Origin of the sequence: Aeromonas taiwanensis (genome assembly GCF_000820165.1) — a bacterium.
Lineage (GTDB): Bacteria > Pseudomonadota > Gammaproteobacteria > Enterobacterales > Aeromonadaceae > Aeromonas > Aeromonas taiwanensis.
On the sequence record NZ_CDDD01000071.1, the window covers coordinates 1 to 21,440 of the forward strand.

22 protein-coding genes are annotated in these 21,440 nt (G+C 64.6%); 13 read left to right on the plus strand and 9 right to left on the minus strand.

Annotated elements, in window-relative coordinates:
• Positions 1-246: 246 nt before the first annotated feature.
• The 3 genes from erpA to clcA all read right to left on the minus strand — a co-directional run bounded on the left by erpA (position 247) and on the right by clcA (position 2,862).
• Positions 247-597 carry an iron-sulfur cluster insertion protein ErpA gene (gene erpA / locus BN1136_RS12775; RefSeq protein ID WP_010675554.1) on the minus strand — a complete coding sequence of 117 codons (351 nt, stop codon included), beginning with the start codon at positions 595-597 and terminating at the stop codon, positions 247-249.
• 89 nt (positions 598-686) lie between these two features.
• Entirely contained in the window at positions 687-1,379 is a 693-nt protein-coding gene (locus BN1136_RS12780) for a DUF6776 family protein (RefSeq protein WP_043808606.1), read from the minus strand.
• Positions 1,380-1,467: 88 nt separating this feature from the next.
• Entirely contained in the window at positions 1,468-2,862 is a 1,395-nt protein-coding gene (clcA, locus tag BN1136_RS12785) for a H(+)/Cl(-) exchange transporter ClcA (RefSeq protein WP_043808609.1), read from the minus strand.
• Between the two features lie 221 nt (positions 2,863-3,083).
• Between clcA and hemL the strand changes: the two genes are divergently transcribed.
• Both hemL and BN1136_RS12795 read left to right on the plus strand, forming a co-directional pair.
• Positions 3,084-4,370: a glutamate-1-semialdehyde 2,1-aminomutase gene (hemL, locus tag BN1136_RS12790; RefSeq protein ID WP_043764210.1), complete on the plus strand. Its 1,287-nt coding sequence runs from the start codon at positions 3,084-3,086 to the stop codon at positions 4,368-4,370.
• 199 nt (positions 4,371-4,569) lie between these two features.
• Positions 4,570-5,391, plus strand: coding sequence for a hypothetical protein (locus tag BN1136_RS12795; protein ID WP_043764209.1), 822 nt, complete (start codon positions 4,570-4,572; stop codon positions 5,389-5,391).
• Between the two features lie 70 nt (positions 5,392-5,461).
• Here the strand turns inward: BN1136_RS12795 and BN1136_RS12800 are convergent, their stop codons facing one another.
• Together BN1136_RS12800 and BN1136_RS12805 are read right to left on the minus strand one after the other, a co-directional pair.
• Positions 5,462-6,364, minus strand: a complete 903-nt coding sequence (locus BN1136_RS12800; RefSeq protein WP_043764208.1) for a sulfite exporter TauE/SafE family protein — start codon at positions 6,362-6,364, stop codon at positions 5,462-5,464.
• A 250-nt stretch (positions 6,365-6,614) separates the two neighbouring features.
• Entirely contained in the window at positions 6,615-7,322 is a 708-nt protein-coding gene (locus BN1136_RS12805) for a phosphatase PAP2 family protein (RefSeq protein WP_043764207.1), read from the minus strand.
• A 192-nt stretch (positions 7,323-7,514) separates the two neighbouring features.
• Here BN1136_RS12805 and BN1136_RS12810 point away from each other — a divergent pair, with 192 nt between their 5' ends.
• Positions 7,515-8,030, plus strand: a complete 516-nt coding sequence (locus BN1136_RS12810) for a DUF2937 family protein (RefSeq protein ID WP_043764206.1) — start codon at positions 7,515-7,517, stop codon at positions 8,028-8,030.
• 20 nt (positions 8,031-8,050) lie between these two features.
• Here BN1136_RS12810 and BN1136_RS12815 read toward each other — a convergent pair whose 3' ends face one another.
• Entirely contained in the window at positions 8,051-8,932 is an 882-nt protein-coding gene (locus tag BN1136_RS12815; protein ID WP_043764205.1) for a LysR family transcriptional regulator, read from the minus strand.
• 156 nt (positions 8,933-9,088) lie between these two features.
• Here BN1136_RS12815 and BN1136_RS12820 point away from each other — a divergent pair, with 156 nt between their 5' ends.
• Complete coding sequence (locus BN1136_RS12820) at positions 9,089-9,490, plus strand: SMR family transporter (protein ID WP_043764203.1); 402 nt, start codon at positions 9,089-9,091, stop codon at positions 9,488-9,490.
• On the plus strand, positions 9,478-9,798 hold the full coding sequence (locus BN1136_RS12825) for an SMR family transporter (RefSeq protein ID WP_043764202.1): 321 nt from the start codon (positions 9,478-9,480) through the stop codon (positions 9,796-9,798). The genes BN1136_RS12820 and BN1136_RS12825 overlap by 13 nt, the downstream gene beginning before the upstream one ends.
• 92 nt (positions 9,799-9,890) lie before the next feature.
• On the opposite strand, the gene gloA2 is transcribed toward BN1136_RS12825, so the two are convergent.
• The 3 genes from gloA2 to hrpB form a co-directional block, all read right to left on the minus strand.
• Positions 9,891-10,289: an SMU1112c/YaeR family gloxylase I-like metalloprotein gene (gloA2, locus tag BN1136_RS12830; RefSeq protein ID WP_043764201.1), complete on the minus strand. Its 399-nt coding sequence runs from the start codon at positions 10,287-10,289 to the stop codon at positions 9,891-9,893.
• A gap of 53 nt (positions 10,290-10,342) precedes the next feature.
• The gene (gene mrcB, locus BN1136_RS12835; RefSeq protein WP_043808612.1) at positions 10,343-12,670 is read right to left on the minus strand and encodes a penicillin-binding protein 1B; all 2,328 of its coding nucleotides are present in this window, start codon (positions 12,668-12,670) and stop codon (positions 10,343-10,345) included.
• A 129-nt stretch (positions 12,671-12,799) separates the two neighbouring features.
• The gene (hrpB, locus tag BN1136_RS12840; protein WP_043808614.1) at positions 12,800-15,253 is read right to left on the minus strand and encodes an ATP-dependent helicase HrpB; all 2,454 of its coding nucleotides are present in this window, start codon (positions 15,251-15,253) and stop codon (positions 12,800-12,802) included.
• A gap of 178 nt (positions 15,254-15,431) precedes the next feature.
• On the opposite strand from hrpB, the gene thpR reads away from it, so the two are divergent.
• From thpR to BN1136_RS19925, 8 genes are all read left to right on the plus strand, one after another.
• Complete coding sequence (gene thpR / locus BN1136_RS12845) at positions 15,432-15,974, plus strand: RNA 2',3'-cyclic phosphodiesterase (RefSeq protein WP_043808617.1); 543 nt, start codon at positions 15,432-15,434, stop codon at positions 15,972-15,974.
• Complete coding sequence (gene sfsA / locus BN1136_RS12850) at positions 15,974-16,717, plus strand: DNA/RNA nuclease SfsA (protein ID WP_043764200.1); 744 nt, start codon at positions 15,974-15,976, stop codon at positions 16,715-16,717. The genes thpR and sfsA overlap by 1 nt, the downstream gene beginning before the upstream one ends.
• 119 nt (positions 16,718-16,836) lie before the next feature.
• A complete protein-coding gene (gene dksA / locus BN1136_RS12855; RefSeq protein WP_029314801.1) occupies positions 16,837-17,286 on the plus strand; it encodes an RNA polymerase-binding protein DksA in 450 nt (149 codons plus the stop codon).
• Positions 17,287-17,397: 111 nt separating this feature from the next.
• Positions 17,398-18,300 carry a tRNA glutamyl-Q(34) synthetase GluQRS gene (gene gluQRS, locus BN1136_RS12860; RefSeq protein WP_043764199.1) on the plus strand — a complete coding sequence of 301 codons (903 nt, stop codon included), beginning with the start codon at positions 17,398-17,400 and terminating at the stop codon, positions 18,298-18,300.
• Positions 18,301-18,400: 100 nt separating this feature from the next.
• The gene (pcnB, locus tag BN1136_RS12865; protein WP_043764198.1) at positions 18,401-19,891 is read left to right on the plus strand and encodes a polynucleotide adenylyltransferase PcnB; all 1,491 of its coding nucleotides are present in this window, start codon (positions 18,401-18,403) and stop codon (positions 19,889-19,891) included.
• 10 nt (positions 19,892-19,901) lie between these two features.
• Positions 19,902-20,399, plus strand: a complete 498-nt coding sequence (gene folK, locus BN1136_RS12870) for a 2-amino-4-hydroxy-6-hydroxymethyldihydropteridine diphosphokinase (RefSeq protein ID WP_042077804.1) — start codon at positions 19,902-19,904, stop codon at positions 20,397-20,399.
• Between the two features lie 20 nt (positions 20,400-20,419).
• Complete coding sequence (gene panB, locus BN1136_RS12875) at positions 20,420-21,214, plus strand: 3-methyl-2-oxobutanoate hydroxymethyltransferase (protein WP_043764197.1); 795 nt, start codon at positions 20,420-20,422, stop codon at positions 21,212-21,214.
• 104 nt (positions 21,215-21,318) lie between these two features.
• Positions 21,319-21,440: pantoate--beta-alanine ligase (locus tag BN1136_RS19925; RefSeq protein WP_197068451.1), on the plus strand; the 122-nt coding region annotated here is incomplete at its 3' end.

The window sequence follows — 21,440 nt, forward strand, 5'->3', positions numbered from 1 at the left end:
GATTCAAATTGTTAAAGAGCAGGGTCTGAAACTATAACCCTCACCAGCTTGTTTTGCAAGGTGGACCAGACGCGCACTGCGCCGTGCTGATGGAGGCGCATTATAGGGAGCGATTCTTTGCTGACAAGCAGAAATTGCGATTTTTTTTGATAAACGACGCCGAGTGTTTAAGTAACGACCAATTCGGGTGATATACAAACAAAAAGGGCCTCAAGAGGCCCTTTTCAATTCCGCTGCCGCGACAAATCAGATGGAGAAGCTGGAGCCGCAACCACAGGTGGTGGTGGCATTGGGGTTGGTCACGGTAAAGCGGGAGCCTTCCAGACCTTCGGTGTAATCCACGCTGCCGCCCACCAGATATTGCAGGCTCATGGGATCGATCACCATGGTCACACCGCTCTTCTCGACAACGGTATCCCCGTCATTGATCTTCTCATCGAAGGTGAAACCGTACTGGAAACCGGAGCAGCCCCCCCCGGTGATGTAGACCCGCAGCTTGAGCTCGGGATTTTCTTCTTCGGTGATCAAGGTCTTTACCTTGTTTGCTGCCGCATCCGTCATCTGGATGGGCAAGGGGGCTTCTGCTACTGCACTCATTACTGACCTCACAACCGTTAAATCCACGAACATGGAAACCGTGAAATTATCCAATACCCGACCATTCAGTTCAAGTATTCACCGCTCCCTTACTGCGCCGCCGGCAGAGGCGAGGGTTGAGTCACCATGGGTTTGAGCACGTCCCCCCACTCCACCAACAGCTCCTGGGCGGGTTGACGACCCTCCTTGGCGATGACGATCTTCACCCGGTCGGGTGTGAAGCCCTCCGGCAGTTGCCAGTTGCCTTCGAGCAGCTGGAAGTAACGCAGTGAATAGCGCCCCTCACCAGCCTTCATGCCGAGATCCCGCCCAGTCAGGATCTTGGGTTGGTCTGCCAGGCTGCCTTCCACCCGGATCTGCACCTGTCCCCGAAACAGCTCCCGCTTCTTCGCAGGCTGGGTCAGGGCCAGGCGATAGTGATAGCGACCCGGCACGCTGGTCTCCTGCAGGGTCAGGTTGTCGATGGATACCCCCACCTGATCACCGGTAGGGCGCATGATCCGCTCGAAGAAGGCCAGCTGGCGCTTCTGCTCCTGCACCTGGGCCTCCTGATCCTTGAGCGTCTGCTGCAGCTGTTCGAAGGCCGCCTTCTGGGTAGCCAGCAGGGTGTCCTTGACCCCCAGATCCGTCTTGAGCTGACTGATGGCCTTGCTCTGTCGCTCCAGCGTCTCTTGTTGCACCGTCATCAGGCTGCTCTGGGCGAGTTCCTGCCGATTCCCGACGAAATACCCGATGCTCGCCCCCACTGCCAGCACCACCAGTAACTTCACGATTTGGGACATAAGGCCTCTTCTATATATGCCGACATCATCACGGCCTGTGTCCCTTCACTATACGCGACCCTGCTGGATTGCGCGGATAAACAAAGAGTTAACTTCCAGCCATGCTGCTTTCACCCCGCTTTTGACGCGCCGCAAGCCGTAAAGTTCGCTCCAGGATCTGAGAATAGATGGGACGTCCCCCCAGCCATTGCGCCACCAGGGTGGCGCCTATGGTGGTGATCATCATGGGCAGGATCAGCTGATAGTTGTCGGTCATCTCTGTCACCAGCACTATGCCGGTGATGGGCGCACGCACGGTGGCAGCAAAAAGTGCCCCCATGCCGGCAATGGCGAAGGCGCCCGGCTCTATGCCCAGCTCGGGGAATGCCGCATGGAACAGATGACCGAAGATCACCCCGAACAGGGTGCCGAGGGCCAGTGTCGGCGCAAAGACCCCGCCGGGAGCACCGGAGCAGAAACAGACCAGGGTTGCGATCAGTCGCACCAAGAAGATGAGGAAGAGCGTGGCCATCTCATACTGGCCATCCATCAGATGAGGGATGAGCTCGGTGCCCCCGCCGGTCACCGACGGGGCGAAGAGAGACAGCACGCCGAAGGTGCCCGCCACCAGCATGCCGATGGCAACGAAACGATAGCGTTTGTTCTGATGCAGGGCCAGGTAACCGTCCTGGCAGGCGAGTACCAGTTTGTTGAACACGAAACCCAGTACCCCGAAACAGCCCCCCATGAAGAGGAACAACCAGAGGGCCTTCAGGGCCGGTGCATCGTAGTGAGGCAGGGTGATGACGGGGGCCTGTCCTTTCATGTTTTGCAGCATCAGGGTCGCCATCACGGCCGAGATCCCCACCGCCTTGATGGCGAGGAAGGAGTAACGAAACTGCGGGCGCATCTCTTCCATCACGAAGAGGATCCCCGCAAGCGGGGCATTGAAGGCTGCGGCCAGGCCACCCGCAGCCCCAGCCGCCAGCAGGGCGTGGCCATGCTCCCTGGGCAGCCGGAAGATATCCGCCACCATCTTGCCGAGGTTGCCCCCGATCTGGACCGAGGGCCCCTCACGCCCCAGCACCATACCGGAGCTCAGGGTGCAGATGCCGCCGAAGAACTTGACCGGCAGTACCCGCCACCAGCGCACCGGCCGCAGCTCGTCCATGGCGCCCTCTATCTCGGGGATCCCCGAGCCCCCCGCCTCAGGTGCAAAGGCATGAGTGAGGAAATAGCCGATCATACCCAGCAGGGCGCTGAACCCGAACCCCAGCAGACCGAGCTGCCACCAGGGGCGCTCGGCCAGCAGATCCAGCCGCTGCCCGACCAGCCAGTGCACACCGGATTCAAACAATCCGCACACCAGGCCGGCCAGGACCCCGACCAGGGCGGCCAGTACCAGCACGAGGAGTGGCATCTTGTCCTGCCGGATCAGGCGCTGCAGGACAGGAGCACGACGCGGCGCGGCCGCCTCGCCGAGGGGGAGAGTTTGTTGCACCATGAGTAACCACATTCAACTGACGAGGATCGAAAACCCCGGTCTCGGCTCGGCTGCCCAGCACAGGGCCTTTCTGCTATAGTCGGCCCGTTTCATTTATCACGGGTGCAGACCGAGAGTCCGGGTAGCGAGATCGCAAAGCATACTCCTCCCGCCATGACCTGCCGAGCCGCAATCCGCAGCCTGCGCCCGGATGACGACCAAAATCCCATTAAGGATGATCCATGTCAAAATCAGATCAGCTGTTTGAACAGGCCCGCCAGACCATTCCGGGCGGCGTCAACTCACCGGTCCGCGCCTTCAATGGGGTCGGTGGCACTCCCCGCTTCATCGATCACGCCGATGGCGCCTACCTCTATGACGTGGACGGCCAGGCCTACGTGGACTACATCGGTTCCTGGGGCCCCATGCTGCTGGGTCACAACCATCCGGCCATCAAGGCCGCCGTCATCAAGGCCGTCGAGAAAGGCCTGAGCTACGGCGCCCCTACCGAGATCGAAGTGCTGATGGCCGAGAAGGTGCGCCAGATCGTTCCCTCCATGGAGCAGGTGCGGATGGTCAACTCCGGCACCGAGGCCACCATGAGCGCCATTCGCCTGGCCCGCGGCTACACCGGCCGCGACAAGATCGTCAAGTTTGAAGGCTGCTACCACGGCCATGCCGACTCCCTGCTGGTCAAGGCCGGCTCCGGCGCCCTCACTCTGGGCCAACCCAACAGCCCGGGTGTACCGGCCGACTTCGCCAAGCACACTCTCACCTGTGTCTATAACGATCTGGATTCGGTGCGCGAGGCCTTCACCCAGTACGGCAGCGAGATTGCCTGCATCATCGTCGAACCGGTGGCCGGCAACATGAACTGCATCCCGCCGGTCCCCGGCTTCCTGGAAGGGCTGCGCGCCATCTGCGACGAGTTCGGCGCCCTGCTGATCCTGGACGAAGTGATGACCGGCTTCCGCGTCTCCCTGCGTGGCGCCCAGGGCCACTACAATATCGACCCGGATCTGACCACCCTCGGCAAGATCATCGGTGCCGGCATGCCGGTGGGCGCCTTCGGCGGCAAGAAGAAGGTGATGCAGCACATCGCCCCGACCGGCCCCGTCTATCAGGCGGGTACCCTCTCCGGCAACCCGGTTGCCATGGCCGCCGGCCTTGCCATGCTGGATCTGCTGCTGGAGCCGGGGCTCTATGAGCAGCTGAGCGCCAAGACCGCCCGGGTGGCCGAGGGGCTCAAAGCCGCCGCCGCCAGGCACGGCATCCCGCTCGCCATCACCTATGTGGGCGGCATGTTCGGCTTCTTCTTCACCGAAGAGACCGAGATCACCCGCTACGAGCAGGTGACCCGCTGCGACATGGAACGCTTCAAGCGCTTCTACCATCTGATGCTGAAAGAGGGCGTCTACCTGGCGCCGAGCGCCTACGAGGCGGGCTTCCTGTCGCTGGCCCACGGCGACAAGGAGATCGAACACACCCTGGCCGCCGCCGAGCGCAGCTTCGCCAAGCTGGCAGGCTGAGCCGCTGCCGGATGAACAAAGGGCCCCTCGGGGCCCTTTTTGTTTTTGCGCGCCACCGTGGCTCCTTTCTGGTGCAACGTCCTCCTCCAATCCCCGGGCTTGCCACTTCCCGGTGCAACCGACGCCACAAAGGCTGTCATAAAACGGGCCCACTATTTGCACCACCCAGGAGACAGGAGCCCAGTTGAGCGAGGTTCATATGGCAGAGATGAGTCCCATCGATGTGCTGCGGCGCTATCAGGAGTACGAGACCGAGCTGGCCCCCCTGCTGCTGGGGCTGCTCACCCTCCCCCGGGAGACGTTCAAGACCTACCCCTTCGTTCAGGACGTCCGGACTCTGGCGGCGCACCCGGCCAAGCCCTGCATCCTGGCCCCCATGCCGGCGGCGCAGGGGCAACTGCGCCTGCTGGTGCAGGGCCACGGCCGCGAGCTGGAGATCAACCTGCACCAGCTGATCGCCTGGCTGATGGGAGACAGGGAGCGGCGCCGCGCCATCCCCTGGTTCAGGGCCGTTTATGTCGTCCTGAGCCTGGCCCTGTTTCTCATCGTCGCCACCCTGATCTGGCACGGCCTCGAGCAGCTCTATCTGTTGCTGTGCGGCACCCAGCAGAACCGGCTTGGCGCCTTCAGCGCCATCATCTTCCTGACCCTGGCACTGGCGGTGTTCGATCTCGGCAAGACCATACTGGAGGAGGAAGTGCTGCTTCATAAGGACATCTTCCGCCACAGTGCCATCCGCCGCACCATCACCCGCTTCATTGCCGCCATCCTGATCGCGGTCTCCATCGAGGGGCTGCTGTTGCTGTTCAAGGGCTCTCTCGGCCAGGTCGAGCTGCTCTGGCCTGCGGTGGGGGTGATGGGCTGTGCCGTGGGACTGCTGCTGGCGCTCGGTCTCTATGTGTTTCTCGGAGCCAGAGCCGAGGCCGCGCTGGTCGCCTCCGGCCAGCGGCAGCCACCCCACACGGGGGACACCCGCAGGCTCCTCACCCGTCGGTACAGGGGCTTCCGGCGACCACAGTGACGAGGCAAGCAAAACGGCGGGTGACCCCTGGGTCACCCGCCGTTTTGCACAGTAGGGATGAACGGATGGACTAGCCGGTGACTTCTGCCAGCTGGGGTTGCGGCGCGCGACGGGCGGCACGCCAGGAGGCGTACATGGTCCAGGAGGTGTAAATGACGATGAAGGCCACCAGCCATTTGAGCATCTCCATGTCCATGGACTGTACCAGCATGGCTGCCAGCACCACCCCGATGGGACCGAAGATCGCCACGGCCAGCACGGCCCTGGCATCGAAGGCCCCCTTGCGGATAAAGGTGCCCGCCGAGAAGACGCTGAGCACGGCGGTGGAGCCCATCATGATGGGAAACGCCGCCAGCGGATTCATCCCGAGCAGATAGACGAGGGTCATGCAGGGGGCGAACAGCCCGATGCCGACATTCATCAGCACCCCGAAGAGGAAGTTGCCTGCCAGGGCTATCCCGAGCTTGTAGCCACTGAGCCCCATCGCCTCTCCCCCGAGGGGGAAGAGCCCCAGCAACCCGGCGAAGATGAGCCCGGCCACCACCAGCAGGGAGACCGCCATCACCAGCCGGATGGTCTGGCGATCGAACGAGGCGACGTGGCGCGCCCCCCAGGCCGCCCCGGCTGCGGCGGCCACCATCATGCCGATCAGGGTCACCGGATCCACCTTGACCGCCCCGATGAAGATGAGGGACTGGGTCACGGTCGGCAGCACACACTGGCCGTTGAGGGTACCCGGCAACAAGCGATCGTCGATCAGCTTGAACTGCTTGTAGCAGGCGGTCTTCACCGCAAAGCTGCCCACCCCCAGGGTATCGAGAAAGTTCGCCACGAAACCGATGGCCGCCACCGGCCAGAAGGGCGTCGCCTCCAGCTGACCCTGGCGGCGCTTGTGCCACCAGGCGTGGATCAACATGAAGATAAAGACCAGGGCACAGCCGATAAACAAGAGACGCAGAAAAGTGACAAGCATAGGGGGACCTCCAGCAACGGGCGGCGATTCTAAGGCAGTGCCCGGAAAAAATCCTGGCCAGGATCAAGCTCTCGTCAGATGCAAACGTTTGGCGTCGCCGATTCTTGCTGGCGGATTTCGAATGACGCTAACCATACTTGCCATGAGGGCGACAGCCCGGGCTCATCGGGCGTAGTCCTGGTCATTTCGCGACGACCACAGCACCGATGGGACATAACAAAAGAAGGCGGGGTGACCCGCCTTCTTCTTTTTACTGCCTGGCTGCCCGGAAATCCCGGGCTATCCAGCGAGGCAGCCGGGGAGCGAGACGGTCGATCAGCCTGTCGGACAAGGGGGTCAACAGCAGCGGCGGCAGGCAGACAAGGGAGAGACTGAGGGCGCCGACATAGACGTCCGTCATCCAGTGGGCGCCGGCGAGGATGCGGGGGGCCGAGAACAGGGGCACCATCAGCACGGCGGTCACCGCGGCCCAGCGCGGCAGATAGCGCAGGGCGAAACCGGCGAAGATCATCAGGAACAGGGCGTGATCGCCGGGGAAGCTGTCACCGGCGGAGTCCTTGGTCGGGATGGCACTGATTTCGGTCAGCCGCAGGGCCCCGTCCACCATCAAGGTAGGGCTGGGACGGCTGACGGGCAGCAGGTGGCCGAGCTGATTGATGACCAAAGCCCCCAAGAGCATGACGAAGCCCATGGCCACCAGGCGGCGGCGCCCCTGCTCGTCGGCAGAGAAGAAGCTGCGGGCCAGAATGCCCCCCATGCAGGCGAGGGCGGCCAGGTCGAACAGGCGATGATTGGTGATGGCCACCAGATCGGCCCAGCGGGCGGACTGGCCGAGCCAGCCATTGACCAGGTGGAAGGTGGCAAGATCCCACTGATCCCAGGGGCCATGGTCCGGCAGGGCGCCCCAACTGACGGCAATCAGGCCCCCGACCAGATAGAAAGCGATGAACTTGGACATGCCGACGGTTCCTTGGAAAAAGCCGGTATTCTAGGCCCGCAGAAAGCTGTTCTGAATCACAAAAATGTAAGCATTCGTGTCAAAACCGAACCTTGTTGAGTCCTCCCGCCCGATCGGTACAAGGGCCAGCCACCTTGGCGCCTCCACGGCTTGCGGCTAGTATGACCACTCCGTTTCTTCAGGATGATGATGATGCGCAGTTACCTTCGCATGATGCTGTTTGCCCTCGGCCTGCTGGCGGGTGTCCAGATCCCCGGGCTGGTCGATCTCTACTACCAGCGGCTGGACGCGCGCCTGCAACAGGCCAGCCTCGGCCTGGCCCCCTTCCAGCGCACCGCAGACCAGCACTTCAATGGCGATCTGCAGGCCCTGATCGCCCATTACGGCGCCAGCCAGGATCCCGTCTTCACCCAGGATGCCACCAGCCTGCAACAGCTGGTGAGCCAGCGGAACCACCTGCAGGAGGAATTCGCCTTCCGGGATCAGCCCTGGTACCGGCAGATCAGCCACCTGCTGCTGCGCGCCGATCCCCAGCTCTGGCAGGACACCCTGCACAACTACGGCTACGTGGTCCCCCTCAAAGAGGCTGCCATCTTCTGCGGAGTGGCGGCGGGCCTGATTGCCTCACTGGCCGGGGATCTGCTGCTCAGTCTCCTGCTGTGGCCATTTCGTCCCCGCCAGTCGCTCTCCCGACGCAGCCTGCGCTGAGGCTCTCAACGCCCTGATGATCACTGGAAAGGCTCGAGATAGGCCTCGATGGCCTTCTTGAGCCAGGCCAGCACCTTGCCATGGTGGGCGTTCTCCGACAGATAGACCCCGTAGTCGCGCCACTGCAGGCTGAACTTGTGCTTCAGGGTCAGCAGCTCCCCCTGGCGCAGCTGGCTCTGGATCAGCGGCGAGGGCAACACGGCCCAGCCCAGACCATCCAGCACCGCATCCCGCATCAACTCGAAACTCGACAGACCGATGTGTTGACCCCCGATGGGCAGCAGACTCTTGACCGAGAACTCGTCGACATAAGAGAGGGTGACCTGGGTGTGGCCGCTCAGATCCTGCTGCAGCACCCGTTTCAGACCGGCCAGCGGGTGGCTTGGCGCCACCACCATCAGGGTGCGGATGGGGTTCAGCACATCGATGCACAGGCCGCTGCGCTCCTGCTCCTCGGTGATGAGGCCGAAGGCGGCATCCACGAACCCCTCCTCCACCAAAGCAGGCAGCTCGGGGGGCGATGCCAGCACCAGGGAGATGCTGGTACCGGGGAACTGGCGGCGCAGGGTCCCCAGCATGTCGCGCCAGACCGACTCGGGGATGGCGTCGTCCCGCGCCACCCGCAGCGCCACCTCGGCGCCGGAGGCATGGTGCTCGCACTTGAGCTGCAGGCTGTTGGCCGCCTGCAGCAGCCGCTTGCAGTCATCCAGCACCTGCTCCCCGATCTCCGTCAATCGACTGCGATTCGCTCCGCGTTCAAAAAGTTCGACGCCAAGCTCCAACTCCAGTGCTGCGATCGCCGTGCTGACCGCGCTGCGACTCTTGCCAAGGCGGCGGGCTGCATTGGCAATGGAGCCACTTTCCGCTGATTCCACAAAGAGTTCTATCTGATTGAGCTTCATAAAGGCGCTGGCATGCAGAGGATCCGGTCTTTACCTTAGCCCGCCCCTGTCGCACAAGGCAAACCCATGGCGTCCGATTAATCGACGCTGAGCGATTCCCGATGCGGCCGGGGCCCCGGCTATCCTTGCCGGGTCGAAGCCACAAAAGGACGTTTTATGTTAATCAGTCGCATGTTATTGGCCCGGATGTTTTTGACCGGCGCCATCCTGACCGAGGTCGCCGGCACCTCCTCCATGACCCTCATCGCGGACAATGGCGCGGGTTGGCTCAGCTACCTGCCCATGTGGGTGCTCATCGCCCTCTCCTACCTGATGTTGGCCAAAGCCGCCAAAACAATCTCCATTGGTATCGCGTTCGCCCTCTGGGAAGGGCTGGGGATCGCCTTGATCACCCTGGTCTCGGTGCTGTTCCTGGATTACAGCATCAGCCCCCAGGCGCTGCTCGGGCTGGCGCTGGCCATAGTGGGGATTGTTATGGTGACCCTGGGTGAGACCCATGATGAGCCAACCTCGACGTCAACCTCACGTCCGATCAAGGAGGCCGTATGCACCCGTTGATCATCGTACTGGGCGCGGCGCTGCTGGACATAAGCGCCAACATGGCCATCAACCGCTCCGTGGGATTTCGCTACAAGGGCTGGGGCCTGCTCGGCATCCTGCTGGTGCTCTGCGCCTTCACCCTGCTGTCGGAGGTGGTCAGCACGGGCAAGATAGATCTCGCCATCGCCTACGCCACCTGGGGCGCCATCGGCATCCTGGGCACAGCCCTCGGGGGGCTGCTGCTGTTTGGCGAGCGCCTCAAGCCCATCGGCTGGGTCGGGATCCTGGTGATGGCGGTGGCAGTGGCCCTGCTCACCACCGCCTGATACGGGCAATCCCATGCAAAGAAGCCGCCCACTCGGGCGGCTTCCTGTGTTTATGGCGCTGGGTTGTGCGTCGCCTGCGCGGCGAGCCCGCCCTATCCTGCTTCGTAGAGCTCCAGGGGCAGACCGTCCGGGTCGGCGAAAAAGGTGAAGCGCCGGCCGGTCAGCTCGTCCACCCGCACCGGCTCTACCGCCACGTCGTGTTGCAGCAGATGGGCGATGACCCGGTCGAGATCGGCCACCCGGAACGCCAGGTGACGCAGACCGCACGCCTCGGGCCGGGAAGGGCGAGCCGGCGGGGCAGGAAAGCTGAACAGCTCCAGCTGGCTGCCGTCCGGCAGCGCCAGATCCAGCTTCCACGACTGGCGCTCGGCCCTCAGGGTTTCGCTGACGATGGGCAGCCCCAGCACCCGGTGATAGAAGTGGCGCGAGCGCTCATAGTCGCTGGCGATGATGGCCACGTGGTGGATGGCGTCGAACAGGGGGTGGGTCATGGACACTCCTTGCAAAACGGGCAGCCTGGGCTGCCCGTTTCATTGCGTTGGTATCAGTTGAAGAAACCGTTGAACCACTTGTCCAGGGCATTGATCGGGTTCGGGTTGGAGACCGGGCTGGCACAGCTCATGGGCTCGGCCAGGCCGGCCAGCCTGGCCGGAACCTGCAGACTGCCCGGGCAGTCGCTCGCGACCCGGGCCCCGTTCGCGCGGGAGAAGTTCGCCCAGCTCACCCCTTCCGGCATCTTCAGGCTCAGGCTGTTGACCCCGCGCTGGCCCATGTAGCCGCTGAACAGCTGCAGGGCGCCGCTGGCACCGGTCAACCCGGCCGGGGTGTTGTCGTCACGGCCAACCCAGACGCTCACCAGCTCGTTGTTGTCCATGCCTGCAAACCAGGAGTCCCGCAGCTCGTTGGTGGTCCCGGTCTTGGCGGCCATGGTGGCGCCGGGGAACTTGGCGCCAAGTGCCCGGGCCGTGCCCTGGCTCACCGTCTTGGTCATGGCGAACAGGGTCAGCCAGCTGGCCTGGGGATCCGTCACCCGTTTCGCGGTCTCGTCATGCTGGTAGAGCTGGCTGCCATCGCTGTTCACCACGGCGCGGATGGCCGACAGCGGCTGGGTCAGCCCCTGGTTCGCGATGGGCAGGTACATCTGGTTCACCTCCATGGGCGACAGGGCCACGGCCCCCAGCACCAGGGACGGATAGGGCTGGATCTCCTGCTGGACGCCCATCTTGTGCAGGGTGTCCACCACCTTGTCCAGACCGACCTGCATCCCGAGGTTGACGGTCGGCACGTTCAGGGAGCTGGCGAGCGCTTCCATCAGGGGCACGCTCTGGCGGAACTTGCGATCGTAGTTCTGCGGCGTCCAGATCTGGCCGTCCTGGCCGCGAATGCGGATCGGCTGATCTTTCAGCGGCGTGCCCAGGGTGAGGCCGTTGGAGAGGCCGGTCAGGTAGACCGCCGGCTTGACCAGGGAGCCGATCTGGCGGCGGGCATCCAGCGCCCGGTTGAAGCCGGCGTAACGGGGATCCCGCCCCCCCACCATGGCGACCACCTCGCCCTTGTGCCAGTCGGAGACCACCATGGCCGCCTCCAGCTTCTTCTTGCCGCGCTGCTTCTCGATGGTAGCCAGCCCCGTCTGCACCGCCTGCTCGGCGGCGTGCTGGGCGATGGGGTCCAGGCTGGTGAAGATCTTGAGGCCGGACTGCTTGAGCAGATCCGGGCCGAAGCGGTTCTGGATCTCCCGCTTGAGCAGCCCCATGAAGGCCGGGGTACGGCCATAGCTCATCTGGCCACGGGTAATGATGCCGAGCGGCTGCTTGCTGGCGAGCTCATATTCGGCCTGGGTCAGGCTGCCGTGATCCGCCAGCAGCTTGAGCACCAGATCCCGGCGCGCCTTGGCACGGTCCGGGAAGCGCCAGGGATCGTAATAGGAGGGCCCCTTCACCATGCCCACCAGCAGGGCCACCTGATCGATGTCCAGCTCGTTGACCGGGATGCCGAAATAGAAGTAGGAGGCGAGCCCGAAGCCGTAGACCCCCTGGGAGAAGTTCTGCCCCAGATAGACCTCGTTGAGGTAGGCCTCCAGGATCTCGTCCTTGCTGTAGCGGTAGTCGATGAGCACCGCCATGTAGGCTTCCTGCAGCTTGCGCCAGAGGCTGCGCTCGCGGGTCAGGAAGAAGTTCTTGGCGAGCTGCTGGGTGAGCGTGCTGCCCCCCTGCACGGTGCGACCCGCCAGCAGGTTCGCCGCCATGGCACGCATGATGGCCACCGGCGAGACACCGCCGTGCTGGTAGAAGTCCCTGTCTTCCGTGGTGAGCAGGGTCACCAGCAGGCTGTCCGGCACCTCGGAGAGGCGAACCAGCAGGCGATCCTCCCGATCCTCGGTGTTGAGGCGATCGAGCAGCACCGGGTCCATCTGGGCGTACCCTAGCTGACGCTGGTTCTCCAGGGACTGGATCCCCTCCAGACGCGCTCCGCTGAAGGTGAGGCGTAGACCCCGGGCGCCGTCGGCGCCGTCGTGGAACTCGAACGGACGGCGCACCAGCTCGATACGATTGCCGTTGACCGCGTACTCCCCCGGGGTGTGGGGCTGGCGAACCTGCTTGTAGCTCAGCATGTTGAGCTCGCGCAGCATCTGGGTCTGGGAAAGACGCTGCCCCGGGTACAACTCCAGGGGGCGGCTATAGACCATCACGGGCAACTGCCACTTCTCGCCGTCGAAGCGCTCGCGCACCTTGGTATCGAGATAGATGCCGAACACCACCATGAAGGCGCCCACCACCAGGGAGAGCTTGAAACCAAGCCAGAACAGGGTGCGCCAGATGGTGCGTTTGGGCGCCGCCTTCTTGGGTGGGCTCTTGCGTCGTTGGGTTGCCATAAATCCTCTTGTTTTCCTACTCGTCATCTCGCCTTCGCGAGCGGCCAGGCATGCCGGCTCCTGTGGTGGAGCGGCCCTGAGCCAGGTCCATCCTGTTCTGATCGCACCAGCCGGTCACTGTCGTGCCGGCTACTCCTGCAATCCCATCTTCTTCTTGGTCACCCGGGTCGGCATGGCCTCCAGCGGGTTGTCGGGCCAATAGTGGCGGGGGTAGCGCCCCTTCATCTCTTTCTTCACTTGCTCGTAGGATCCCGCCCAGAAGGCGGCGAGATCCGCGGTGATCTGCAGCGGGCGCTGGGCCGGGGAGAGCAGCTCAACCACCAGGGGCACCCGGCCATCGGCCACGCAGGGGGTGGCGCCCAGCCCGAACATCTCCTGGATGCGCACCGGGATCGCCGGGGCCTGGCCGGGCTGATAGCGGATCCGCACCCGGCTGCCGGTCGGCGCCGTGAAGTGGCTCGGCAGCGCCTCGTCCAGCCGTCTTGGCAGGGGCCAGGGCAGCGACTGGCGAAGGATGTCGCAGAGATCGAGTCTTTTCAACTGCTCCAGCCGGGTCAGGCCGCTCACCGAGGGCAACAGCCACTGCTCGAGGCTGGCCAGCAGACTGTCGTCGTCCATCGCAGGCCAGCCCTCATCCGGCAGCCAGTCGGCGGCGCAGCGCAGGCGGGCCAGCAGCCCCTCGCTGGCATCATCCCAGGGCAGCACGTGCAGCCCCTTGCGACGAATACCCTGCAACAGGCAGCGCCCCTTCTGCTCGTCCGAAAGATCCGTCAGCGGCCGCTGGCTCAGCACCAGTTCACCCAGCACCTGCTGGCGCTCGGCGCGAACCCGCTCCTCCCGATCGTCCCAGTCGAACCACTGGCGCTCGCTCACCAGTTCCGGCAGCTGGCGCACCAGCTCGTCCAGCTCCACCGGCTCGGCGATGAAGATGCGACTGCCACGCTCGTTCTGGCCCATCTCGACGGCAATGAGCGCCCCCTGCCCCTGGCAGGGATGCCCTTCTACCAGATCGCAGCTCACCCCACCACTGAGCTGGTAGCGTTGACCGCTGCGCAGCTTGCCGATGCGATCCGGCCAGGCGAGGGCGCAGAGCAGCCCCAGCCACTGACCTTGCGCATTGGCGGGACGCGCGCCGAGCCGCTCGAACCAGCGGGCGGCACCCTGGCGCAGAGCGCCCTGGCGGCGGTGGAACAGCACGGAAAGGCGCTCCGATCCTCGCAGATCTTCTTCCAGCAGCGCCACCAGGAAAGCCGCATCGGCGACAATCCCTGTCAGACCCTCGGCCTCCAGCTCCCGGGCACGCAGCAGCATGCGGGCGAGGCGGGGGTGAGTGCCGAATGCCGCCATGGCACGGCCGGCCGGGGTGAGTTGTTGCTCCCCCTCCGGTTTCATGGCACCGAGGGCCACCAGCAGCCGCTGGGCGCTGGCCACGGCCGCCGCCGGGGGTGGGTCCAGCAGCGGCAGATCTTCCACCCTGGCCCCCCACTGGGCGGCGTCCAGCAAGAGGCCGGTCAGCTCCTGGGTGAGGATGTCGGGGGGGCTCTGCTCGGCAAGGCGATCCTGCACCTCGCTGCTCCAGAGCCGGTAGCAGACACCGGGGCCGAGGCGACCGGCCCGGCCTGCCCGCTGGGTGGCGGAGGCCCTGGCGATGGGGCGGATCTCCAGCCGGGTGACGCCACTCTTCATATCGAAGGTGGCGCGCCGCTCCAGCCCGCTGTCGATGACCACGGACACCCCCTCTATGGTGAGGGAGGTTTCCGCCACATTGGTGGTCAGCACCAGCTTGCGGCTGCCCGCTGGGGCCGGTTCGATGGCCGCCTGCTGGGCCGCCATCTCGAGGCGACCGTAGAGGGGGGCGAGGCGCACGTCGTCCGGCAATCTGCCCTCGAGCCACTGGGCCAGCCGCTCTATCTCCCCCTGCCCCGGCAGGAAGACCAGGGCGCTGCCAGCCTGGCTGGCGAGCGCCTCCAGCACCACGGCACCGACCTGGGGCTCCAGCCACTGCTGGCGATTGGCGGGGCGGTAGTGGTACTCGATGGGGAAGCCACGCCCCTCGGAACGGATGACGGGGGCCTCCGGCAGCAGGGTCTCGAGGGCCATGCCCTCCAGGGTAGCGGACATGATCAGCAGCTTGAGATCGTCCCGCAGCCCCTGCTGGCTCTCGATGGCAAAGGCGAGCGCCGTATCGGCGTGCAGGCTGCGCTCGTGGAATTCATCGAAGATGACGAGCGACACGCCGCTGAGCTCGGGATCCTGCTGCAGCATCCGGGTCAGCACCCCCTCGGTGACTATCTCGAGCCGGGTGGCGGCGCTGGTGCGGCTCTCGCCCCTCACCCGCAGGCCGATGCGCTCGCCCACCTTCTCCCCCAGCTGGCGCGCCAGGAAACTCGCGATGTTGCGTGCCGCCAGGCGCCTGGGTTCCAGCATGATGATGCGCCCGGGCAGCCGCTGCTGGCGCACCAGCTCCAGGGGCAGCAGGGTTGACTTGCCCGCCCCCGGCGGGGCCTGCAGGATCACGCTGGCGTGGTGGTCGAGGGCGGCAAACAGCTCGGGCAACACCGAGACGATGGGGAGTGGGGACAAAGCGGCGCAAACCTTCTGTGATGACAGTGAAACGGCGTCCATTCTGCCACAGCCACCCGGCCATCGTAAGCGGCAGTGCCCGGGGCCGGGCAGGCGGGCCACGACACGGCAAGACATCCACGGAGTCGCTGCCATAGAATGGGCCTTTCGATGTACGCCACGAGGACCGACACGCCGCATGCCCAAACTCTTCTTTGCCCTGCCCCTGCCCGACCTGGCCCCCGAGCTGGTTGCCTGGCGCGACCAGCGCTCCTGGCCCGGCCAGCCGGTGCCCGAGAGCAACCTGCATCTGACCCTGGCCTTTCTCGGGGAGGCCGACGAGCGCACACAAGCCCGCCTGATCGCGGCCGCCGAGCGCCAGCACTGCCCCCCCTTCACCGTCACCCTGGATCAGACCGGCTGGTTCCAGCGGGCCAAGGCGGCCTGGGTGGGGCCCAGGGAGTGGCCAAACGAGCTGACCGTCCTGGCCAGGGCCCTGCGCCGCCACGGCGAGAAACTCGGGCTGGGCAACGGCGAGCAGGGCTACCGCCCCCATGTCACCCTGTCGCGCAAGGCCACTGAAGCCCCCCGCGAGCTGCCAGCCCCCCACTTCCTGCTCGAGGCGGATCGCTTCTGCCTCTACCAGTCCGTCAGCACCCAAGACGGCGTCCACTACGAGCCGCTCGCCTGCTGGCCCCTGCGAGCCCGCGTCAAGACACCCGATACCGAGGAGCCGGCCTGATGATCTTCGATCCCCCCCTGCAATCCGGGCTGCTCGTCAGCCGCTACAAGCGCTTCCTGACCGATGTGCAACTCGAAGGCGGCGAGCAGATCACCATCCACTGTGCCAACACCGGCGCCATGACCGGCTGCGCCCTGCCGGGCACCCGGGTCTGGTACTCCACATCCGACAACCCCAAGCGCAAGCTGCCGAGCAGCTGGGAGATCGCCGAGAGTCCGGCGGGCCACTTCATCTGCGTCAACACCGCCCGGGCCAACCAGATCGCCCGGGAGCTGATTGAGCAGGATGCCCTCGCGCCGCTCTCGGGCTATGCCCGGCTGCGCACCGAGGTGAAATATGGCGAGGAGAACAGCCGCATCGACTTGCTGCTGGAGGATGATCACAGACCGGATTGTTACATCGAGGTGAAATCCGTCACCCTGCTCGACGAGCGGGAACAGCCGGGCATGGGGTACTTCCCCGATGCCGTGACCACCCGAGGCGCCAAGCACCTGCGTGAGTTGATGGCCATGAAGGCGGCCGGGCACAGGGCCGTGCTGCTGTTTATGGTGTTGCACTCCGGCATAACCAGGATGCGCCCTGCGGCCCATATCGATCCGCACTATAGTCAGCTTGTTGAGCAGGCGATCGCGGCAGGGGTTGAAATTTTATGCTATCGCCCCCATGTTGGGGTGCAGGGCATGGTGGCACAAGATTTTATCCCGTTTGAATCTGGCCATCTGCTACCCGAGGGCAGGGCATAAATATGGAAGTGGGTAACATTATTGACAAGGCTTGTTTGCCTCCCGTTGACCCTTCTGCTATAGATGTCGCCCTCAATTTATGGATGGCACGGGTAGCGTGCTGAATTAGGAGACAGGGCATGCCAACAGGCGAAAACAGGAAATCTCTGGGCCCCCTGGCCATTGCGGGTGTAGAGCCTTACCAGATGAAAGCCGGTGAGGAGTACATGAATGACCAACAGAAGGTTCATTTTCGCAAGATCCTGGGAGCCTGGCGCAACCAACTGATGCAGGAAGTTGACCGCACCGTTGACCACATGAAGGATGAGGCTGCCAACTTCCCGGATCCCGTGGATCGCGCCGCGCAGGAAGAAGAGTTTGCACTCGAGCTGCGCACTCGCGATCGTGAACGCAAGCTGATCAAGAAGATCGAGAAAACCCTGCTGCTGCTCGAAGAAGACGACTTCGGTTACTGCGAGCACTGCGGCATCGAGATCGGCATCCGCCGTCTGGAAGCCCGTCCGACCGCCGACCTCTGCGTCGACTGCAAGACGCTGGCCGAGATCAAGGAAAAACAGATGGCTGGCTGATGCCGCCCATCCCGTGAAGAAAGAAGGGAGCGTGTGCGCTCCCTTTTTTATTGAGCTTTTGGCCGGGTCGTCCCAGAATGCAGCCTCAATGCATCGTCCACCCGAATTGCCATGGTCATGACTCCCCTCTCCCCCGATCGGCCCTATGTCGGCCGCTTCGCCCCCTCCCCGTCCGGTCCGCTCCACTTCGGTTCGCTCGTCGCCGCCCTCGGCAGCTTCCTGCAGGCCAGATCGCGGCAGGGCAGCTGGCTGGTGCGCATCGAGGACATCGACCCCCCGCGGGAGATGCCGGGGGCGGCAGGCCTTATCCTGCAGACCCTGGAGGATCACGGTCTCACCTGGGATGGAGAGGTGATGTACCAGAGCCGGCGCCACGAGCGCTACGACGAGATCATCGCGCGCCTCTACGACGCCGGGGATCTCTACTGGTGCCGCTGCACCCGGCGTGAGATCATGGCATCGGGCGGCTTCTACAACGGTCACTGCCGCACCCTGGGGCTCGCGGCAGAGGGGTGCGCCGCCCGCTTGCGCCAGCACCACCCCGTCTATCGGTTCGAAGATGCGCTGCAGGGGGAGATCACTGTGCCGGCGGCCCTGGCGGAGGAGGACTTCATCGTCAGGCGCCGGGACGGCCTCTATGCCTACAACCTAGCGGTGGTGGTGGATGACATGGACAGCGGCATCACCGAGATAGTGCGCGGCGCCGACCTGCTGGAGCCCACGGTGCGCCAGATAGCCCTCTACCAGACCCTGGGAGCGCCGGTCCCCGCCTGGGTGCACCTGCCGCTGGCGGTGCTGGCGGATGGCAACAAGCTCTCCAAGCAGAACCATGCGCCGGCCCTGGCGCGCGACGAGCGCAGCCAGGCCCTGTGGCAGGCGCTGGCGTTTCTTGGCCAGTGCCCGCCTCCCGAGCTCAAGGCGGGCTCGGTGGACGAGATCATCGCCTGGGGTATCACCCACTGGCGGCTGGACAGAGTCCCCCGCCAGCAGAAGATCGCGCAGGGGCAGAACTAGCGCCCGCTGCATTTCTTGCCCTAAAGGGCACAATCAAGGGGAAGCGGGCCACACCGTTTCTCATTTGGTTGGGGCTGAGCTATGATAGGCCGCTATTTTTTTGGCCTCCCGTCAATTTGAAGTCATAACGAGGTGTACCATTTTTTCCCAGATCGCAAACTTTTGCCGCAAAGTGCTCGGCAAGGAAGACGGCGAGCAGTCGGTGGAGTCCCCCATTCCGGCCCGAGTAGCCGGACAACGCCGTACCTTGAGCCGTGACCAGCACCCGATTTCGCGCAAAGAGATCAGCGAGAATGCCCTCAAGGTGCTCTATCGCCTGAACAAGGGGGGCTACGAGGCCTACCTGGTCGGCGGCGGCGTCCGTGACCTGCTGCTCGGGAAGACCCCCAAGGATTTCGACATCGCCACCGACGCGACGCCGGAACAGATCAAGGCGCTGTTCAGCAACTGCCGCCTCATCGGCCGCCGCTTCCGCCTGGCCCACATCGTCTTTGGTCGTGACGTGATCGAAGTGGCCACCTTCCGGGGTCACCACCATCAGGTCAATACCAGCAAGCACGTGTCGGCCCAGTCAGATGAAGGCATGCTGCTGCGCGACAACGTCTACGGCACCATAGAAGAAGACGCCGAGCGCCGCGACTTCACCGTCAACGCCCTCTACTACAGCGCCAAGGACTTCACCCTGCACGACTTCGAGGGCGGGCTGGAAGACTTGGCCGAGCGCAGACTGGAGCTCATCGGCGATCCCGAGACCCGTTACCGGGAAGACCCGGTGCGCATGCTGCGCGCCGTGCGTTTCGCCGCCAAGCTGGACATGACCATCAGCCCGCGCACCGCCGCCCCCATCCGGGAGCTGGCTCCGCTGCTGCAGGACATCCCGGCCGCCCGCCTGTTTGAGGAGACCCTCAAGCTGTTCCTGGCCGGCGACGGTCTCGCCACCTACAAGCTGCTGCGCGAATACGGGCTGTTCCAGCCCCTGTTCCCCCAGGTCGCGGCCCTGTTCACCCCGCACGGCAACTCGCCCTACGAGCAGTTCATCGAGCAGGCGCTGATGGACACCGATACCCGGGTCCGTGAAGAGAAGCGTGTTACCCCGGCCTTCCTCTATGCCACCCTGCTGTGGGGCGCCGTCGAGGCCCGTGCCCGGGTGCTGGAAAACGAGAGCGGCCTGCCCTGGTACGACGCCTTCATGCTGGCCATCAACGAGGTGCTGGACGCCCAGGTGCGGATCATCGCCGTGCCGCGCCGCTTCACCACGGACGTGCGCGACATCTGGGCCCTGCAACAGCGGCTGACCCGCCGCCAGGGCAAGCATCCCGAACGCGCCATGGAGCACCCGAAATTCCGCGCGGCGTTCGACTTCCTGCTGCTGCGCAACCGGGTCGAGCGCGGTCTCGGCGAGCTGGCCAGCTGGTGGGAGCGCTATGTGGCCTCCAACCCGGATGTGCGCCCGCAGCTGCAACGGGAGGCGACCCGCCGCCCTGCGAGCGGCGAACGCGCCGAATCCCGCAGCGGTGATGGCGAGAAGCGCAGCGGCAATGGCCGCAACCGTCGTCGCCCCCGCCGCCGCAAGCCGAAATCGGCAGAGTAAGGATCCGTCGATGATCGAGGTCTTCGTCGCCATCGGCTCCAACCTGGCCGACCCGCTCGGCCAGGCTCGCCGCGCCATCGCCGCGCTGGCGACCCTGCCGGAATCCGAGCTGCTGCAGACCTCCCACCTTTACGGCAGCCGCCCCATGGGCCCTGCGGATCAGCCGGACTACGTCAATGCCGTGGCGCGGCTCCACACCCGGCTCGGCCCTCTGGCGCTGCTGGATGAGCTGCAGCGCATCGAGCTGGCGCAAGGGCGGGTTCGCAAGGACGAGCGTTGGGGTCCAAGGACCCTGGATCTCGATCTGCTGCTCTATGGCGATCAGGTGATCAACACTGAGCGCCTCATCGTTCCCCATTACGGCATGAAGGAGCGGGAGTTTGTGCTGCTGCCCCTTGCCGAGATAGCCCCCTCCCTGGTGCTGCCCTGCGGCACCCCGCTCACCGAACTGGTTGCCCGCTGCCCGCGCAATGGACTCGAGATCCTGGCCGGCGCGGCAGGCGAGTAGAGAAGAGTAGGAACAACGTCATGAGCAAAATCACCACCACCGGCCTGTTGAAAATGAAACAGGACGGCCAGAAAATCACCGCCATCACCGCCTATGATGCCACCTTTGCCAAGCTGTTCGACGACGAGGGCGCCCAGGTGCTGCTCATCGGTGACTCCCTCGGCATGGTATTGCAAGGGGGGGACGACACCCTGGCGGTGAGCATGGACGAGATGGTCTATCACACCCGCTGCGTGGCCCGCGGCACCAGCAAGGCCCTGGTCGTGGCTGACATGCCGTTCATGAGCTATGCCACCCCGGAGCACACCTACCAGAACGCGGCGCGCCTGATGGCCGCCGGCGCCCGCATGGTGAAGATGGAAGGGGGCGACTGGCTGTGCGAGAGCATTCGCCACCTGACCCGCAACGGGGTGCCGGTGTGCGGTCACCTGGGGCTGACGCCCCAGTCCGTCCATGTGTTCGGTGGCTTCAAGGTGCAGGGCCGTGACGAGTTCCACGCCCAGGAGATCTACCGCCAGGCCCTGGAGCTGCAGGCGGCCGGCATCCAGCTGCTGGTGCTCGAGTGCGTGCCCGTCGCCCTGGCCGAGCGCATCACCAAGGCGCTGCGCATCCCGGTGATCGGCATCGGCGCCGGTCCGACTACCGACGGCCAGATCCTGGTGATGCACGACGCCTTCGGCATTACCTCCGGCTATGTGCCCAAGTTCACCAAGAACTTCCTGGCCGAGACCGGTGACATGCGTGCCGCCATTCGTCTCTATGTGCAGCAGGTGAGCGACGGGACCTTCCCGGGACCGGAGCACTGCTTCAACTGATGTAATGCCGTCATGCACGCGGGGGCTTGCCCCCCCCCCGCGTCGCCCTCCCCTCTGACTGCATGACCCCTCTCTTTTTTGATTCCTCTGAAGGTGAACTGTCGATGTTGGTTGTGAACAATCCCGCCGCGCTACGCGAACAGATAGGTCAATGGCATCGCGAAGGCCGTGCCATCGCATTCGTGCCCACCATGGGCAATCTGCACCAGGGCCATCTGACCCTTGG

Excerpts from the sequence above, each read along its gene's own strand:
- erpA (WP_010675554.1), bottom strand. The coding sequence starts at position 597 with ATGAGTGCAGTAGCAGAAGCCCCCTTGCCCATCCAGATGACGGATGCG.
- BN1136_RS12780 (WP_043808606.1), bottom strand. The coding sequence starts at position 1,379 with ATGTCCCAAATCGTGAAGTTACTGGTGGTGCTGGCAGTGGGGGCGAGC.
- clcA (WP_043808609.1), bottom strand. The coding sequence starts at position 2,862 with ATGGTGCAACAAACTCTCCCCCTCGGCGAGGCGGCCGCGCCGCGTCGT.
- hemL (WP_043764210.1), top strand. The coding sequence starts at position 3,084 with ATGTCAAAATCAGATCAGCTGTTTGAACAGGCCCGCCAGACCATTCCG.
- BN1136_RS12795 (WP_043764209.1), top strand. The coding sequence starts at position 4,570 with ATGGCAGAGATGAGTCCCATCGATGTGCTGCGGCGCTATCAGGAGTAC.
- BN1136_RS12800 (WP_043764208.1), bottom strand. The coding sequence starts at position 6,364 with ATGCTTGTCACTTTTCTGCGTCTCTTGTTTATCGGCTGTGCCCTGGTC.
- BN1136_RS12805 (WP_043764207.1), bottom strand. The coding sequence starts at position 7,322 with ATGTCCAAGTTCATCGCTTTCTATCTGGTCGGGGGCCTGATTGCCGTC.
- BN1136_RS12810 (WP_043764206.1), top strand. The coding sequence starts at position 7,515 with ATGCGCAGTTACCTTCGCATGATGCTGTTTGCCCTCGGCCTGCTGGCG.
- BN1136_RS12815 (WP_043764205.1), bottom strand. The coding sequence starts at position 8,932 with ATGAAGCTCAATCAGATAGAACTCTTTGTGGAATCAGCGGAAAGTGGC.
- BN1136_RS12820 (WP_043764203.1), top strand. The coding sequence starts at position 9,089 with ATGTTAATCAGTCGCATGTTATTGGCCCGGATGTTTTTGACCGGCGCC.
- BN1136_RS12825 (WP_043764202.1), top strand. The coding sequence starts at position 9,478 with ATGCACCCGTTGATCATCGTACTGGGCGCGGCGCTGCTGGACATAAGC.
- gloA2 (WP_043764201.1), bottom strand. The coding sequence starts at position 10,289 with ATGACCCACCCCCTGTTCGACGCCATCCACCACGTGGCCATCATCGCC.
- mrcB (WP_043808612.1), bottom strand. The coding sequence starts at position 12,670 with ATGGCAACCCAACGACGCAAGAGCCCACCCAAGAAGGCGGCGCCCAAA.
- thpR (WP_043808617.1), top strand. The coding sequence starts at position 15,432 with ATGCCCAAACTCTTCTTTGCCCTGCCCCTGCCCGACCTGGCCCCCGAG.
- sfsA (WP_043764200.1), top strand. The coding sequence starts at position 15,974 with ATGATCTTCGATCCCCCCCTGCAATCCGGGCTGCTCGTCAGCCGCTAC.
- dksA (WP_029314801.1), top strand. The coding sequence starts at position 16,837 with ATGCCAACAGGCGAAAACAGGAAATCTCTGGGCCCCCTGGCCATTGCG.
- gluQRS (WP_043764199.1), top strand. The coding sequence starts at position 17,398 with ATGGTCATGACTCCCCTCTCCCCCGATCGGCCCTATGTCGGCCGCTTC.
- folK (WP_042077804.1), top strand. The coding sequence starts at position 19,902 with ATGATCGAGGTCTTCGTCGCCATCGGCTCCAACCTGGCCGACCCGCTC.
- panB (WP_043764197.1), top strand. The coding sequence starts at position 20,420 with ATGAGCAAAATCACCACCACCGGCCTGTTGAAAATGAAACAGGACGGC.